A 16105-nucleotide genomic window follows, 5' to 3' on the forward strand; every position below is an offset into this window, starting at 1 on the left:
AGGTCTGTCTCGGCGAGGGGAAGCGCCGAGCCTCCGTGGTGGTGCGTGTCGTCGGAGGTTGGGGTGTCTCGTTGCTCGCCGTTTGTGATTGTGCTGTCCGATGCCGATCGGAGGGTGTTGGAGGAACGTGCCCGCGCGTACACGCTTGCGCACGCGCAGGTGGTGCGGGCCAAGATCGTGTTGTTGGCCGCCGATGGTGTGGCGAACAGGGTGATCGCCGAGCGGCTGGACGTACACGTCGATGTTGTGAGTCGATGGCGGAAACGCTTCTGCGAGAAGGGGATCGACGGGTTGGCGGACCACAAGCGGTCGGGTCGGCCGCGGGTGTTCGCCGCTGAGGTGGTCGCGGAGGTCAAGGCAATGGCGTGTGCGCCGCCGAGCGAACGCGAGGTGCCGCTGTCGCGGTGGAGTTCGGCCGAGTTGGCCGCCCAGGCGCGCGCCGAGGGGCTGGTGGCCTCGGTGTCGGCCTCCACGGTGCGGCGATGGCTGGCCGCGGACGCGATCAAGCCGTGGCAGTTCCGGTCGTGGATCTTCCCGCGAGACCCCGACTTCGCGGCGAAGGCCGGCCGGGTGCTGGATCTCTACGAGCGGGTCTGGGACGGCGAGGAACTCGGCGAGAACGAGTACGTGATCAGTGCTGATGAGAAGAGCCAGCTGCAGGCGCTGTCGCGGTGTCATCCCGAACTTGCCACCGCGCCGGGCCGAGCGCGGCGGGTGGAGTTCGAGTACGAGCGGCACGGCACGCTGGCCTATTTCGGCGCCTACGACGTGCACCGCGCGCAGCTGATGGGCCGGGTCTCGCCCAGCACCGGGATCGCCCCGTTCACCGCGCTGGTCGAACAGGTGATGACCACCGAACCGTACGCCTCGGCCGAGCGGGTGTTCTGGATCGTGGACAACGGCTCCAGTCACGCCGGGCGGGCCTCCATCACCCGGATGGGTGAGGCGTGGCCGACCGCGACCCTGGTGCACCTGCCGGTGCACGCGTCGTGGCTCAATCAGATCGAGATCGTGTTCTCGGTGATCCAGCGCAAGGTCATCAAGCCGGCCGACTTCGACGATCTGGATGCGTTGGCGCAGCGGCTGATCGAGTTCGAGCCACGCTACAACGCCACCGCGGCACCGTTCGACTGGCGCTTCACCCGCGCCGACCTCAACGATCTGATGCGGCGCATCCAGATGCACCGATCCGGCCCGTTGGAGCAGGCAGCGGCATGAACCGGCCTGCCACGGCCAGAGAGCCGGGCCAGCGGCTGAGAAGATGAGCTGATGCCCACGCCTCCCACCTCCACCAAAACGAGCCTCGGTCAACGGCTGTCCGATCGCGCCCGCCAGCGCTGGCCCGCGCTGGACAGGGTCAGCGTCCGCTTTCGCGGCGCATTCGCCTACGTCGACGCGCACCTGCCCGACGGTGAGATCATGCCGCTGTGTCGCCTGCGCTACGGCGGCTCGGCGAGCATTTGGGGATTCGCCATCTACCGCGCCAGCCACAACGACTACCAAAACTCGTTCCTGCCCACCGGCGCGAGGGCCGGTAGCCCCGAAGATGCCCTCGACTGCGCCTGCGGCCTCTACCTCGGCGATCCCACCGCGTGGATCGAAGCCATCACCGATACACCGACGAACTAACCATCATGCCCACTAGGAACTGACCTGATCTTGGGCGGTGGAGCGCTCGATCATCCCGAACACCGTCTCGCCGTCGTAGCTGTAGCGTGCCAGACCCTGCTGCAACTGCAGTCCACCCCCGACCTCTGGCGGCATGATCATGAAGGTCGACATCGTGGTGTGACCCTCGATTTCGATGGACTTGCCGGCGGCATCGAGAACGAGCGAGACGTCCTCGCCCTGTGGCTGTAAGCGATTCAGAAACGGCGCCTTGACAACTCGCGCGGGGACGACTTTGCCGTCGTCGACGATGTAACCCTCGTTGTAGGTCGGCTTGCCGTCGGTGCGCGGCGGATAGATTTGGAAGCCGAATCCGAAGCCGCTTGGAAATGCGGCCGCTTGCCACACGTGGCCCCGTAGCGGGGCCAGTCGACGGACGCCTTGGCGGCGGATTCGGTTGGCCCCGCCGCGCAGTTCGTGCGTCTCGTTGCCGACGGTGATGCTGCCGGTGGCGTTGCACAGTTGCTCGAAGCGCCACGGATAGCCGATCAGGTAGCCCTCCTCCTGCGTGGACAGGACGCGCCGCGCCTCCGCGCTGGTGGAGCCATTCTCCCACGGGGGCGATGTCGGCCGAATGTCTATCTGCGCCTTGACCGTAACGCGTTCGCCATCGGCCGACCAGGGCATCCAGCCCGCCATCTGGGCGTCGACGGTGGTGGCGATGGCCTGGCCATCGAGCTTGACACGGAGATGCCGGTACGGCTCCACCACTTCGAAGGACAGCGGCCCGGCGCCGAGAATCCGGGGTTCGCCGTCGGCGCCGAGCGGGTCGTGCACGGGCCCGCTGCCGAAGACGTTGAACACGCGTCCGTCGGCAAATGCGAGATTGACCTGGATGTCGTGGGTGTCCCATTGATCGGCGACGGCCTCGATTCCGAGGCGCGGGATGCCGAATTTGCCGCTGTCGTCCCAAATCCAGGCATTGACCGATTCCCGGGCTTCCGGGTCCTCGGGTCGACGGGCCCAGACGAATTCCCAGTCCTCGCGCAGCCCGCCGGTCAAGTCGATGGTCATGGTTGTCAAACCTTCCCCGCGGTCATGCGCTGCATGTAGTCGGCGAACAGTGGGCGCACCGCCGTCATGTTCAACCCGAATGTGGCCGGATCGGGATGCGTGTTCGGCAACCGCGAGGCCGCTTGGGCCTGCCACCACTCGCGCATCCCGGTTTCGAACTCAACCGAAACCGGCTCGCCCAGCCAGGCATACAGCCTTTTGACTTCGCCTATCGGATCACGTTGCACAGCAGCGAAATCCAAGTCGAAGAACCTATCGTCGTTGCCGCTGTCACGGAACGCCAATGCACGCTGCATCCCGACCGACCAGTGTTCGACATTGAGCTGCCCCAGGTAGTTCCGGTCCACCGTGTTCGAGGTCATCTGGCGGAATTCGGCGTAGAGATCGGCGACCGACAGGAGCACCTCCGTCGGGTCACGGTGCGTCCAGACGTAGCGGGCGTCGGGAAACGCTTCGTCGAGGTACGGCAGAAACAGCAGATGCGTGGGGCATTTCAACCGCCAGGGCCGGCGAGGTTGACCCCACTGCAACAACTTCAGCGCCCGCCGTTCGTAGGCGTAGGTCGATGTGAGGTCGGCATCGAGCAGCCACCGCGAGTAGGTCGGAATATGCGCGAACGCTTGGAAATACTGGCTTTTGAAGTCCAGCGCCATCAGGTCCTGACACTCCTCCGGTCCCGTCGGCGTCGACGGCACCAGCGCGGCCAGCCGTGGCGCGGCGGCGTCCATCATCTTCTGCTGGGCCACGGCGGCGGCGACCCGCGGATCGGGACCCTCGACGGTGGACGGAGGCGGGCATGGCTCGCCCGCCTCCCACCGGCGCAGCGAACGCGCGTGTGGGTCCTGTGCGAGCAAGAACGACAGGGCGGTGGATCCTGTGCGTGGTAGCCCGAGCCCGATCAACGGGCGCTCGACCACCTCGTCGTCGATCTCGGGGTGACGACGGTACCAATCCTCGATGTGCAGCCGGTTCTTCAGTGACTTCATGATCAAGTCGCGAACGATGAACTCGCCCATAGGATTCAAATCTGCCTCGGTACGCAGCGACTGGACGAGAACTTCCAGACCCTCGCGGAACGAGTCGACGCCGAACTCGTCGAGTCCGGTATCGCGGCAGGCCGCATCAAGTATGTCGTCGACCGAGTCCATAGGGTGTTCTCCTTGACGGAACGTTACGCCCGTGCGCCGTCTTTACCCAGCAGCTAATTGGTGTCACCATGATGACGTGAATGACGATGGGCTGTCAACACCAGCTTCGCCGGATGCACCGACACGCGTGGAGCGTCCCTACCGCAGTCGGGTGCGCGACCAGAAGACCGCCGAGACGCGGGAGCGGATCGTGCGCGCCGGAGTGGCGATCGTCCAAGGCCTACCCGATCTGGATTGGAGCGCGATGACGTTTCAGGCGGTCGCTGAGGGCGCGGCGGTCAGCAAGCGAACAGTGTTCCGCCACTTCGCAACTGAACGTGAGCTACGCGATGCCGTCATGCAGCAATTTCAACAGCGTGCCGGGGTGAGCTACCAGAATGTCGACCTTGACGGCGTCGCCGCGGTGGCCCGCCGCGTCTTCGAAGCGCTATCCGCGTTTGCGGTCTCGTCGTGGACCATCGAGCCGGACGACCCCACATTTACGGCCATGGATCGGGCCCGCGGCGAGGCTCTGCGCGGGGCGGTCGCGGCCGCCGCGCCGAACTGGTCGGCACAGCAGCGAGCCCTGGCGGCCGGCGTGCTGGACGTGCTGTGGAGCCCGCCTGCCTACGAACGTCTAGTGGTGCATTGGGGGGCGAGTTCTTCAGACGCCATCAAGGCGATCGAATGGGGGATCGGGCTCGTCGTGCACAGCATCGAATCCGGGCAACCGCCGCACTGATCTCAGGGAGACCGGAAAGGACTGGCGCCAACGATCGGCGCCAGTCCCACCAGCCGGTTTACTGCGAGGCTTTCTGGCGGGCCTCAGCCGCACTTGCAGCCGCACGTGCCGCCTCGGCTTGGGCCTCCTTCTTGGCCACATTGCGCTGCGCCTCCGCCTTTTCTTGCTGGGCGCGGCCTTCCTTGCGGAGACCCTCGTGGCTGATCACGATGCCGATAATTTCCTTTGCCTTACCGATCGCGTCCTCAATGACGCCCTTGATGGCTGCCACCGGTCCACTGTCGCGGTCACTCATACTGAGTCCTTTCTCGAGTTGGCGGTCCAGTACCGCGTACCCCGCGACAGTGACGCCGCAATCGCCCCAGCCGATGACAGCAGTGTGGCATCGGTCACTCCGGCCGCCTACCAGCAACTTGTCAGTCGTATTGCCTTAGAAATTCCCGCATCACCGCATCGAACCGGTGTGGCTCCTCGACGAAGGGCAGGTGCGAGCTGGACTCGAAGAACTCGAACCTCGAACCGGCAATGCGCCGGTGCATTTCCCGCATGTGCTCCGGCGAACATTCGTCGTACTTGCCGGCCAGGAGCAGGGTCGGCACTGTGATTTCGGCCAACCGGTCGACGACGTCCCAGTTACGGATGGTCCCGACGATGCGAAAGTCGCTTGGGCCGAACATGGTTTCGAAGATCTCGGCTCCCATGTGGCGAAACGCGTCCTCGAGTTCTTCGGGCCACGGACGATTCCGGCAAAGGTAGGTCTCGTTCCAGGTTCTGATGGCGGCCTGGTATTCACCGGCGTGGGTGGTACCGGCTGCTTCGTGACTGTCGATGGCGGACTGTGTCGCCGCGTCCAACTCGGACTTCAAACGGGCGACGTTGTCCGAGAACTCGGGTATGGACGCGGTGCTGTTCGAGATAATCAGGCTCGCGGTTGCAGATGTCGTGTCAAGAACGTACTGCTGGGCCAGCATTCCTCCCCAGGAGTTACCGAAGATGTGAAAGCGATTCAGGCCAAGCCCGCGTACCACCGCATCCATTTCGGCCACCGAGCGTCGCATCGTCCAAAGTTGCACGTCCGATGGGCATTCGGATTTCCCGCAGCCCAGCTGATCCCAGAAGATGACTTCCCGCTCGTCGGCCAAGCGTTTCAGCGACGTCAGGTAGCCGTGCGGTAAACCCGGCCCGCCATGGACCGCGAGCAGCGGGAGACCCGCCCCACCGCCAACCCGGTTGAACCACACGTTTCCACCGGGGACTGCGATCATTCCCTGCAGAGACATAGCAACAGTGTCCTGGATGGCGCCTGCCTGCCCAACAAGGCCGACCCTCCTTGCAACTCATACTCTCGAACTGAGAGAATAAGGTTCTCATGTCTGTGCGGTCGGCTCTCGGGCCCCGCCCCTGCACGTCGAAGTGCCCGCTGAAGTGGAGAAAGACCTGTGCCTGAAGCTGTCATCGTGTCCGCCCTGCGTACGCCCATCGGAACCGCCCGAAAGGGAACGCTGCGCGATACCAGCGCTTTCGACCTCGCCAGCCACGTGGTCACGGAAGCCGCGATGGATCTGGACCCGGCACTGGTCGACGACGTGATCCTGGGCGAAGGTCTGTACGGCGGCGGCGTTGTCGCCCGGCACGCGGCGATCACCGCGGGCCTGCCCACGGTGCCCGGTCTGGCCAACAACCGGCACTGCGCGGCTGGTCAGGCGGCGGTGCAGAGCGCGGCGGCAAGTGTGCGCGCCGGGATGGACCAGCTCATCATCGCCGGTGGTGTGAATTCGGCGTCGACGTCGCCGCGGTCGCGGTTGCAGATCGACGGCGAGTGGGTCGACTGGTTCCCGCCGACCCACCCGGACCGCCCCGACGCGCCCAACATGGACATGTCGATCACCGTGGGCTGGAACGCGGCCGTTGCCGCTGGCGTGAGCCGTGAGGAGATGGACGCGTGGGCGCTGCGGTCGCACCGCAATGCGATCGCCGCGATCGACGAGGGCCGTTTCGTCGACGAGATCGTCCCCATCCCGACGCCGTACGGCATGTTCGCGGTCGACGAGCACCCGCGCCGGGACACCACCATGGAGAAGTTGGCCGCTCTGAAGCCGCTGCATCCGGAAATCGAGGGCTTCTCCATCACCGCCGGCAATGCGTGTGGCGCCAATGACGGCGCCGCCGTGCTGACCATCGCCAGCGACGAGTTGGGACTGCCCGCCATGGCGCGGGTGGTGTCGTGGGCGTCCGTCGGTGTCGACCCAGCCTCCACCGGCTTGGCGCCGGTAGACGCGATCCCGAAAGCTCTTGCCCGGGGCAATCTTTCGATATCCGACGTGGACCTGTTCGAGATCAACGAGGCATTCGCCGCGATGTGCGTGGCCACCATCAAGCTGCTGGATCTGGACCCGGACAAGGTGAACGTCAGCGGCAGCGGCTGCTCGCTGGGGCATCCGGTGGCCGCCACCGGCGCCAGGATGCTGGTCACCCTCGTGTACGAATTGCGTCGCCGCGGCGGCGGCATAGGGGTCGCGGCCATGTGCGCCGGCGGCGGCATGGGTTCTGCGACGGTTATCGAGGTACCTGCGCCGTAAAGGTAGGGAAAGGCCGCAAATGGACGTAGCCGATCTGATTGCCGGTGCGCGCAACGGATCTCCGCGCGCCGCGGGTCGGCTGCTGAGTCTCGTCGAGGGTGACCGCCGCGACGAGGTGCTGGCGAGTCTCGGTGCCTCTGAGGCTGTTAACGCCGTCCGCGACGTCCGCGTTGTCGGCATCACCGGGCCACCGGGCGCGGGCAAGTCGACGACGATCGCGGCCCTGGTCGGTGCTTACCGGGAGCGTGGCTGCCGGGTGGCGGTGCTGGCCGTGGACCCGTCGTCGCCGTTCAGCGGCGGTGCGCTACTGGGTGACCGGATCCGAATGGCCGCACATATCAACGACTCCGACGTACTGATCCGCTCGGTGGCGAGTCGCGGCCATATCGGCGGTCTGGCCGCGGCGGTTCCGGCGGCCATCCGCCTGCTGGGTGCCATTGGTTACGACGTGATCCTGTTGGAGACCGTGGGAGTGGGGCAATCCGAGATCGAGATCGCCGCCATCGCCGACCCGACCGTCGTCATCCTCAATCCCGGCGCCGGTGACGCGGTCCAGGCCGCCAAGGCGGGTGTGCTGGAAGTGGCGGACATCGTGGCGGTCAACAAGGCCGACCGGGACGGTGCCGAACAGACGGTGCGGGATCTGCGGGCTGAGACCAAAGCCCCGATCGTCAGTCTCATCGCCGCCCGCGGCGAGGGTGTCGCGGATCTGGTGGCCGCGATCGACGACCATCATCGCGCCGACAGCCGAGCCCGACGACTGGCGCGTGCGCGGGCGCAGATCCTGTCGCTGGCGCAGACGCGGCTGCGGGCAAGTCCGGATCTCGACCGGCTCGCCGAGTCCGTGGTGGACGGCGACGACGACCCCTACACCGCGGCCGAACGGCTGGTTAAGGGTGGCTCGCCCTAACTGTTGTCGACGGACTTTCCGGTGGCGGCGGCATGACCCGCGCGGAAGCCGAAAACCATTGCCGGGCCGATGGTTCCGCCGGCGCCCCCGTAGGCCCGACCCGTCACGCCGGCCATCGCGTTGCCCGCGGCGAACAGACCCGCTATCGGCTCGCCACTGACATGGAGCACGCGGCCGTCGTGGTCGGTGCGTGGTCCGCCCTTGGTGCCCATCGCGCCGACGCACACCGGAACCGCGTAGTACGGGGCGGTGTCGATCGGGCCGAGCGTCTTCCCGGCCAGCGTGGTGGCCTGATCGTCGCCCCAGTAACCGTCGTATGCGCTTGAGCCACGACCGAAGTCGGCATCGGAGCCCGCCGCAACGTGACGATTCCACGTCTCGATGGTGCGGATCAGACCGTCGGCGTCGATACCGGTCTTGGCACCCAACTCGGCGAGGTCGGCCGACTCGCAGAACCAGTCCGGGACGGGTTCGCCCGGGGCGATACCCAGAAATCCGTAGCGCTGCAGGTGAACCGAATCGAAGACGATCCATCCGCTGTCGTTGACATATCCGCCTCGGGGGTCGAGGTAGTGGAAGGCGCCGGCCATGGAGTTGTAATCGCAGGCCTCGTTGACGAATCGGCGCCCGGCCCGGTTGACCATGATGCTTCTGGGACGCGTTCGTTCCAGTCGCACGCTGCGGCTGCGCTGCTTGCCGTCGATGGTGTCGCCCGGGATCCGCACGATCGGCACCCACCACGCCTCGCCCATGTTGGCCAGGTCGGCTCCGTGTGCCATCGCCATGCGCAGCCCGTCGCCGGTGTTGTTCGGCGGCGATACCGCCCCGTGCATCGGGCCACGCAAAAACGCTTGCACCAGAACAGGATCCCATTCGAAGCCGCCGGTGCCCAGGATGACGCCTCGGCGCGCACGCACCTCCATGTTCGAGATCCGTACTCCGGTGACTTCACCGCCTTCGACGATGAGCTCTTCGGCCCGTGCGTTCGTCACCAGCGTCACCCCGAGATCCAACAGGCCCTTGAGCAGTCCGGCGATCAGCGCGGTGCCGGCCACGCACAGGTCACCGGATTGTTCGTCGACGTCCGCATGCAAACGCGCCCGGGTTTCGGCGTCGAACCCGACGTTGGACCAATCCGGCGGAAACGAGGTGATCCGCTCACCCCATTCGCCAAGTCGACTGAGGTCGAAGGGAACCGCGCTCAGCGATCGGCCCCCGCTGGGTTGTCCCCCGGGCAGTTCGGGTTGGTAGTCCGGGAAGCCGGGTGCGATTTCGAAGCGCAGACCGCTGTGCTTCTCGACGAAGTCGAGCATCGCCGGGCCGGTGTGGACGAACGTTTCGACCAGCGCGTCGTCCATCGAGCCGTAGGACTGGGCGCGCAGGTATTGCAATGCGTCGTCCACCGTCAATTCCCGCTCGGCACAACGGTTATGGGCCGGAATCCACGCGATCCCGCCGGACACCGCCGTGGTTCCGCCGACGGTCGCAGCCTTCTCGAACACCTCGACCGAAGCGCCGGCGACTGCCGCCGTCAGCGCGGCGGTGAGAGCGGCGGCGCCGCTGCCGAGCACGACGACATCGACTTCGTGGTCCCACGTCATGGCTTGCGATCCCTTCAGCTGAGCAGCGCGGACAGGTGTTTTGCGGCCTTGATGACCGCGTCCTTTCCGCGCAGTACGACGTCTTCGCGGTGGGAGATGAGGTTGATGCAGGTTGGTGGCGAGGGTGCCTTGCGGTGTACCGGCACGGCCAGTCCATAGGTATTCGGTTCGATCTCCCCGTAGGTCATCACCCAGCCGCGGTCACGCGCGCGCAGCACCAGTTCTCGTTCGCCCGGCCGCGGCGGCATGCTGGCCAGCAGGGCGATCCCGGCGGCGCCACGGTCCAGCGGGTATCGGCTGCCCTCGTGGAAGGAAAGTTGATAAGCCACATGGGTCGGCACGATCACCGCGATTGCCACTTGCTGGTCACCCTCGGCGACCAGAAGCGAAACGGTGGTGCCGAGTTCGTCGGCCAGCCCACGCAGCGTCGGCAGACTCAGCTGGCGCACATTGTGGTCGAATGACGCGCCCAGCACCGCCAGGCCGGACGCGGGGCGGTAGCGCCCGTCCTCTCCCTTGGCGACCAAACGGAACTGGGCCAATGTCGAGAGCAATCGATAGGCGATGGTGCGGTGCACACCGACCTGGTCGGCCAGTTCTTGCACGGTCAGCCCGGTCGCCGAAGCCGCCACCATCTGCAGCGCGGTCAGCCCCCTGGCCAGAGTCTGCGAACCCGTCCCGGCGCCCGTCACAGGCTTGACAGACCTCCCGCTGAGAGCGAAGCTCTATATATAACGCACATCAGTGTGCGATATTAGCACAGACTACCTACCAATAACGAGAGCCAGATTCTCACCAAAGTTAGGACCCAAAGAGGCGCCGTGGCAGAGTTCGAGAGCATCTGGAGCGACCTGCAGGGTGTGGAGTTTTCGCAGGGCTACCTGTCCGCCGGGGGAGTCCGGACCCGCTACCTGCGCGCCGGCGACCCGGCCAAGCCGGTGCTGATGTTGTTGCACGGGTCCGGCGGCCACGCCGAGGCGTATGTCCGCAATCTGGCTGCGCACGCCGAGCATTTCTGGACCTGGTCGATCGACATGCTCGGGCACGGCTACACCGACAAGCCGGGGCATCCGCTGGAAGTCGGCCACTACGTCGAACACCTGATGACGGTGCTGCGCACCATCGGCGCAGCCCGGGCCAGCCTCAGCGGTGAGTCGCTCGGGGGCTGGGTGGCCGCCCGCGCCGCGGTCGACCATCCGGAGGTGGTCGACAAGCTCGTCCTCAACACCGCCGGAGGTTCCCAGGCCGACCCTGCGGTGATGCAGCGGATCATCACGCTGTCCATGGCGGCCGCCGAGAACCCGACGTGGGACACGGTTCAGGCACGGATCAAGTGGCTGATGGCAGACAAGTCCAAGGATTACGACGATCTGGTCGCGAGCCGGCAAAGGATATATCGCCAACCGGGATTCGTCGCGGCGATGAGCGACATCATGGCGCTGCAGGATCCAGAGATCCGGGCGCGAAACATCCTGGGACCGGCCGAGTACGGGTCGATCACCGCGCCCACCCTGGTGCTGTGGACCAGTGACGACCCGACCGCCGATGTGACCGAGGGCCGCCGCATCGCCTCGATGATTCCCGGTGCGCGGTTCGAATTGATGCCGGGCTGCGGTCACTGGCCGCAATACGAGGACGCGAAGACCTTCAACCGCCTCCATCTCGAATTCCTACTGGGGCGTTGATGGGTGCAGCCGGGCAAGACCTCAATGTCGACGTCGTCGTCGTCGGCGCCGGCCCGGTCGGGCTCACCCTGGCCAATATCCTTGGCCTGCAGGGTGTACGGACGTTGGTGGTGGACGAGCGGGCGTCGCTGATCGACTACCCGCGCGGTGTCGGGCTCGATGACGAGGCGTTGCGCACCTTCCAGTCGATCGGCTTGGTCGACCGCATCCTGCCGCACACCGTGCCCAATCAGATCCTGCGTTTCTACGACGCACAGCGCCGCATCCTTGCCGAAATGGCACCGCCCGATGCGCGTTTCGGCTGGCCCAAGCGCAACGGGTTCGTGCAGCCCCTGGTCGACGCCGAATTGTTGCGCGGTTTGGACAGATTCGACCACGTCGAGGTCTGGTGGGACCGTCCGATGACGTCATGCGAGCAGACCGCCGACGCGGTGACCGTCGAACTGCGCAGGGACGGTGACAGCTGCGTGCGCGCGCGCTACGTCGTCGGCTGCGACGGCGGACGCAGCATGACCCGCCGGATGATGGGCGTGTCCTTCGACGGGACGACGTCGTCGACGCGGTGGCTGGTCGTCGACATCGCCAACGATCCGCTGGGCCACCCGAACAGCGAGGTCGGCGCCGACCCCGAGCGCCCGTATGCCTCGATCTCGATCGCGCACGGTATTCGCCGGTTCGAGTTCATGATTCACGCCGACGAGACCGACGAGCAGGCCGAGGATCCCGCGTTTCTGACCCAGATGCTGGCACGCATGGTGCCCCACCCCGACCGGGTCGACGTGATCCGACGCCGCGTCTACACCCACCACTCGCGCATCGCCGGCGCCTTCCGCAACGGTCGACTGCTGCTCGCCGGAGACGCCGCGCACCTGATGCCGGTATGGCAGGGACAGGGCTACAACAGCGGCATTCGGGATGCCGCCAATCTGGGCTGGAAGCTTGCGGCGGTGGTGACCGGCCGGGCGGACGCCGAGTTGCTGGACAGCTACGACGAGGAGCGGCGCAAGCACGCCCGGGCGATGATCGACCTGTCCACCATGGTGGGCCGCGTCATCTCTCCGACCAATCGCCGGGTCGCGTCGGCGCGCGACCTCATCGTGCGATCGGCGTCAATTGTGCCGTCGCTCAAGCGGTATGTGCTGGAAATGCGATTCAAGCCGATGCCGCGCTACGAGCACGGGGCCGTCGTCCATGACGAGCCGCGCCACCCCGGCTCGCCGGTAGGCACGTTGTTCGTGCAGCCTCGTGTCGATACCCGGACGCAGCGCGATGTCCTTTTGGACGACGTGCTGGGTGAGTGGTTCGCCGTGCTGTGTTGGAACAACAACCCGCGCAAGATCCTCGGTGAGGACGCGTTCGCCAAGTGGAAAGCCTTGGGCGCACGGTTTATTGCGCTGCGTCCGCTGACTCAACTGAACTGGACCGGGCATGATGATCCCGATGTGGTGATCGTGGGGGACCGTACCGGTGGCCTCAAAGCCTGGTTCGACGGACACAAGGAATCGGTGCTGTTCCTGCGCCCGGATCGCTGCATCGCGGGTGCCTGCATTGCCCAGCTTGCGCCAGAGTTGAGCGCATCGCTGCTCGACGCCCTCACCCTCACGCCGGGAGGAGGTGACTTGCCAAGTGCCACTGGCTCTGTGCTGTATGTCCCACAGCCCGCTGCTGAATCTACCGGGGCCGCCGCGGGACCTGCTTGACGACGTCGAAGCCGCGATCACCGAGGCCCGGGAGTTCGTCACGGCTTACGACCCCGAACTCGTCGTCATCTTTTCTCCGGACCACTACAACGGCTTCTTCTACAAGGTGATGCCGCCTTTCTGTATCGGCACCAGCGCCAACGGAGTTGGCGACTACGGCACCCACCTCGGCCCGCTGGATGTACCCGAAGACATCGCAACCGACTGCGCGAGAGCCGTTCTGGGCTCCGGCGTGGACGTCGCGGTATCGGCGAGCATGGACGTCGACCACGGCACCGTGCAGCCGCTGGAGAAGCTCTTCGGAGACGCCACGTCTCGTCCGGTGATCCCGATCTTCATCAACGCGATCGCGGTGCCGCTGGGGCCGTTACACCGTTGCCGCGCATTGGGTACCGCAGTGGGCAGCTATCTGGCGACGCTGAACAAGCGGGTCCTGGTCATCGGATCCGGTGGGCTGTCGCACAGTCCGCCGGTGCCGACGCTGGACACGGCCGGTCCCGCGGTCCGGCAGCGGATCGTGCATGGCGAACCGATGACGACCGAGCAGCGGCAAGCCAGACAGACCGCGGTGATCGAAGCGGCAAAGAGCTTCGCCGGGGGGGACAGCGAACTTCAACCCCTCAATCCGATGTGGGATCACCACTTCCTCGAGACCGTCGACGCGGGACGGCTGGACGAGCTCGCTCAATGGTCGAACTCGTTCGTGCTGCACGAGGGCGGCAGCTCCGCACACGAAATCAGGACATGGGTAGCGGCTTTCGCGGCGCTGGCAACCGCGGGGCCATACCGGACCCAGGTGCGCTACTACAAGCCGGCCGCCGACTTGATCGCCGGGTTCGCGATCAGAACGGCGGTGCCGAAATGACGGCTGAGGCGCGTCCTGATCGCGGCGACCCGCTTCGCCCGGCTTCGCCGCGCTCGCGATCGCAGCTGGAAGATCACGTTGTCGACGTGCTCATCGTCGGCTCTGGCGGTGGCGGCATGACGGCGGCTCTGACGGCCAATGCGTCCGGCCTGGATGCGCTGATGGTGGAAAAGTCTCCGCAATTCGGCGGCTCCACCGCGCTTTCGGGTGGCGGCATCTGGGTTCCCGGGGCACCGGCCCAACGCCGGGAGGGTTACGCACCTTCTCCCGACAGCGTCGTGGAGTATTTGCGGAGGATCACCGACGGCCTGGTCAGCGAGGCCCGAATACGCCAGTACGTCGAGTCATCCCCGAAGATGCTGGAGTTCCTGGAGGGAGTCTCCGGATCGCTCGAGTTCGTCTGGAAGCCTGGCTATGCCGACTACTACCCGGAGTTGCCGGGCGGTTCCGAACTCGGCAGCACGATCAACGTGCCGCCCATCGATCTGCGCAAGTTGGGACCGGACGAACAGAACCTGCTGACGCCGTTGGCGCTTGCCCCCAAAGGAATCTGGCTGGGGCCCAAGGAGCTTCGGTCCTTCTATCGCATCAGGCAATCGTGGGCCGGTAAAGGCGTCCTGGTGAAGCTGATTTCGCGGATGGTCAGAGCCAGGGTGTTGGGCGAACGGATAGCGGCGATCGGGCAGTCGCTGGCGGCTCGGCTCAGCCTGGCGATCAGGGAACGCGGCATCCCGCTGTGGCTGAACTCGCCGATGACCGAGCTGCTCACCGACGTCGACGGAGCGGTGGTCGGCGCGATGGTCGAGCGGGACGGCCGCCCACAACGGGTCGTCGCGCGTCTGGGTGTCATCCTGGCGTCCGGGGGCTTCGACCACGACTTGGCCTGGCGCAAGGAGCAGCTGCCCGTTGTCGACCAGGACTGGAGCTTCGGCAATCCCGCCGCGATGGGTGACGGGATCCGCGCGGGCCAGAAGGTGGGCGCCGCTGCCGACTTACTCGACGAGGCCTGGTGGTTCCCGGCAATCCAATGGCCGGACGGCCGAATGCAATTCATGCTCAACGAGCGGATGATGCCGGCGCAGTTCATCGTCAACGGCGAAGGCAAGCGCTTCATCAACGAGGCGGCGCCGTACATGGACTTCGGTCACGCGATGATCGACGGTCAGAAGTCCGGGGTCACCCACATCCCATGCTGGCTCATCACCGATCACAGATCGTGGAATCGCTACGTCATCGGCGGCCATCTGCCGATACCCAAGATTCCCGGCGCGCCGGTACCCACCGGGCGCAAGGTCCCGCCGGCCTGGCTGGAATCCGGTGTGGTCAAGGCGGCGATGAGCTGGGACGAGATGGCGGCCAAGATCGGAGTACCGGCACAACAGCTTTCCGAAACGGCCCGCCGTTTCAACGCGCTGGCGCGCCAGGGTCACGACGACGATTTCAACCGCGGCGACAGCGTCTACGACAACTACTACGGCGATCCGACCCTGTCCAACCCCAACCTGTATCCGCTGCGGGACCCGCCGTATTACGCGTTCCGAATCGTTCTCGGCGACCTCGGCACGTCAGGTGGTCTGCGCACCGACGAGTACGCCCGGGTGCTGCGGTCCGACGACACCGTGGTGCCGGGCCTGTACGCGGTGGGCAACACCTCGGCACCCGTGATGGGCCGCAGCTACGCCGGCGCGGGGGCGACCATCGGCCCGGCGATGACCTTCGGCTTTGTCGCGGCGAAACACATTTCGGAACAGGCCGTGCTGAAAAGCGCACGGACAGACCCTTAATTCCCATGGGAGGAAGTAAATGAAGATCTCGCTGTTCTACGAATTCGCCCTGCCGCGTCCTTGGGCGCCGGACGACGAACACATCATGCTGCAGGACTGCCTGGACGAGGTCGAGGCCGCCGACAAGGCCGGCTTCTCCACCGTCTGGCTCACCGAACACCACTTCCTCGAGGAGTACTGTCACTCCACTGCACCCGAGATGTTCCTGGCCGCAGCCAGCCAGCGGACCAAGAACATCCGGCTGGGATTCGGCATCATGCACCTGCCGCCCGCGGTCAATCACCCCGCCCGGGTGGCGGAACGCATCGCCACCCTGGACCTGATCTCCAACGGACGTGTCGAGTTCGGTACCGGGGAATCGTCTTCGGTCGGGGAATTGGGCGGATTCAACATCGATCCCGCCGACAAACGCGCACAGTGGGAAGAGGCC

16 protein-coding genes are annotated in these 16105 nt (G+C 65.9%); 10 read left to right on the forward strand and 6 right to left on the reverse strand.

Annotation, left to right across the window (positions count from 1 at the left end):
• The first annotated feature begins 45 nt into the window (after positions 1-45).
• Positions 46-1218: an IS630 family transposase gene (locus VML93_RS06435; RefSeq protein WP_325608815.1), complete on the forward strand. Its 1173-nt coding sequence runs from the start codon at positions 46-48 to the stop codon at positions 1216-1218.
• Between the two features lie 51 nt (positions 1219-1269).
• Entirely contained in the window at positions 1270-1629 is a 360-nt protein-coding gene (locus VML93_RS06440) for a hypothetical protein (protein WP_325608817.1), read from the forward strand.
• A 12-nt stretch (positions 1630-1641) separates the two neighbouring features.
• Here VML93_RS06440 and VML93_RS06445 read toward each other — a convergent pair whose 3' ends face one another.
• Entirely contained in the window at positions 1642-2682 is a 1041-nt protein-coding gene (locus VML93_RS06445) for a DUF7064 domain-containing protein (protein ID WP_325608819.1), read from the reverse strand.
• 5 nt (positions 2683-2687) lie between these two features.
• Positions 2688-3830, reverse strand: a complete 1143-nt coding sequence (locus VML93_RS06450) for a sulfotransferase (protein WP_325608821.1) — start codon at positions 3828-3830, stop codon at positions 2688-2690.
• Between the two features lie 76 nt (positions 3831-3906).
• Here VML93_RS06450 and VML93_RS06455 point away from each other — a divergent pair, with 76 nt between their 5' ends.
• Complete coding sequence (locus tag VML93_RS06455; protein ID WP_325608823.1) at positions 3907-4551, forward strand: TetR/AcrR family transcriptional regulator; 645 nt, start codon at positions 3907-3909, stop codon at positions 4549-4551.
• A 58-nt stretch (positions 4552-4609) separates the two neighbouring features.
• On the opposite strand, the gene VML93_RS06460 is transcribed toward VML93_RS06455, so the two are convergent.
• On the reverse strand, positions 4610-4846 hold the full coding sequence (locus tag VML93_RS06460; protein ID WP_325608825.1) for a CsbD family protein: 237 nt from the start codon (positions 4844-4846) through the stop codon (positions 4610-4612).
• A gap of 121 nt (positions 4847-4967) precedes the next feature.
• On the reverse strand, positions 4968-5825 hold the full coding sequence (locus VML93_RS06465; RefSeq protein WP_325608854.1) for a proline iminopeptidase-family hydrolase: 858 nt from the start codon (positions 5823-5825) through the stop codon (positions 4968-4970).
• A 165-nt stretch (positions 5826-5990) separates the two neighbouring features.
• On the opposite strand from VML93_RS06465, the gene VML93_RS06470 reads away from it, so the two are divergent.
• Positions 5991-7130: a thiolase family protein gene (locus VML93_RS06470; protein ID WP_325608827.1), complete on the forward strand. Its 1140-nt coding sequence runs from the start codon at positions 5991-5993 to the stop codon at positions 7128-7130.
• A 19-nt stretch (positions 7131-7149) separates the two neighbouring features.
• Complete coding sequence (meaB, locus tag VML93_RS06475) at positions 7150-8040, forward strand: methylmalonyl Co-A mutase-associated GTPase MeaB (protein ID WP_325608829.1); 891 nt, start codon at positions 7150-7152, stop codon at positions 8038-8040.
• Here meaB and VML93_RS06480 read toward each other — a convergent pair.
• Positions 8037-9641, reverse strand: coding sequence for an FAD-dependent oxidoreductase (locus VML93_RS06480; RefSeq protein WP_325608831.1), 1605 nt, complete (start codon positions 9639-9641; stop codon positions 8037-8039). The two genes, meaB and VML93_RS06480, sit on opposite strands and share 4 nt — an antisense overlap.
• 14 nt (positions 9642-9655) lie before the next feature.
• Positions 9656-10333, reverse strand: coding sequence for an IclR family transcriptional regulator (locus VML93_RS06485; RefSeq protein ID WP_325608833.1), 678 nt, complete (start codon positions 10331-10333; stop codon positions 9656-9658).
• A 129-nt stretch (positions 10334-10462) separates the two neighbouring features.
• Between VML93_RS06485 and VML93_RS06490 the strand changes: the two genes are divergently transcribed.
• The 5 genes from VML93_RS06490 to VML93_RS06510 all read left to right on the forward strand — a co-directional run.
• Entirely contained in the window at positions 10463-11326 is an 864-nt protein-coding gene (locus VML93_RS06490) for an alpha/beta hydrolase (RefSeq protein WP_325608835.1), read from the forward strand.
• Complete coding sequence (locus tag VML93_RS06495; RefSeq protein WP_325608837.1) at positions 11326-13026, forward strand: bifunctional 3-(3-hydroxy-phenyl)propionate/3-hydroxycinnamic acid hydroxylase; 1701 nt, start codon at positions 11326-11328, stop codon at positions 13024-13026. Before VML93_RS06490 ends, VML93_RS06495 begins: the two co-directional genes overlap by 1 nt.
• A complete protein-coding gene (locus tag VML93_RS06500; RefSeq protein ID WP_325608839.1) occupies positions 12974-13891 on the forward strand; it encodes a 3-carboxyethylcatechol 2,3-dioxygenase in 918 nt (305 codons plus the stop codon). Before VML93_RS06495 ends, VML93_RS06500 begins: the two co-directional genes overlap by 53 nt.
• Positions 13892-14007: 116 nt before the next feature.
• Positions 14008-15675 carry an FAD-binding protein gene (locus VML93_RS06505; protein WP_414686291.1) on the forward strand — a complete coding sequence of 556 codons (1668 nt, stop codon included), beginning with the start codon at positions 14008-14010 and terminating at the stop codon, positions 15673-15675.
• Positions 15676-15694: 19 nt separating this feature from the next.
• A partial coding sequence (locus VML93_RS06510; protein WP_325608843.1) for an LLM class flavin-dependent oxidoreductase occupies positions 15695-16105 on the forward strand: 411 nt, incomplete at its 3' end.

The organism is Mycobacterium sp. (assembly GCF_035499775.1).
GTDB lineage: Bacteria > Actinomycetota > Actinomycetes > Mycobacteriales > Mycobacteriaceae > Mycobacterium.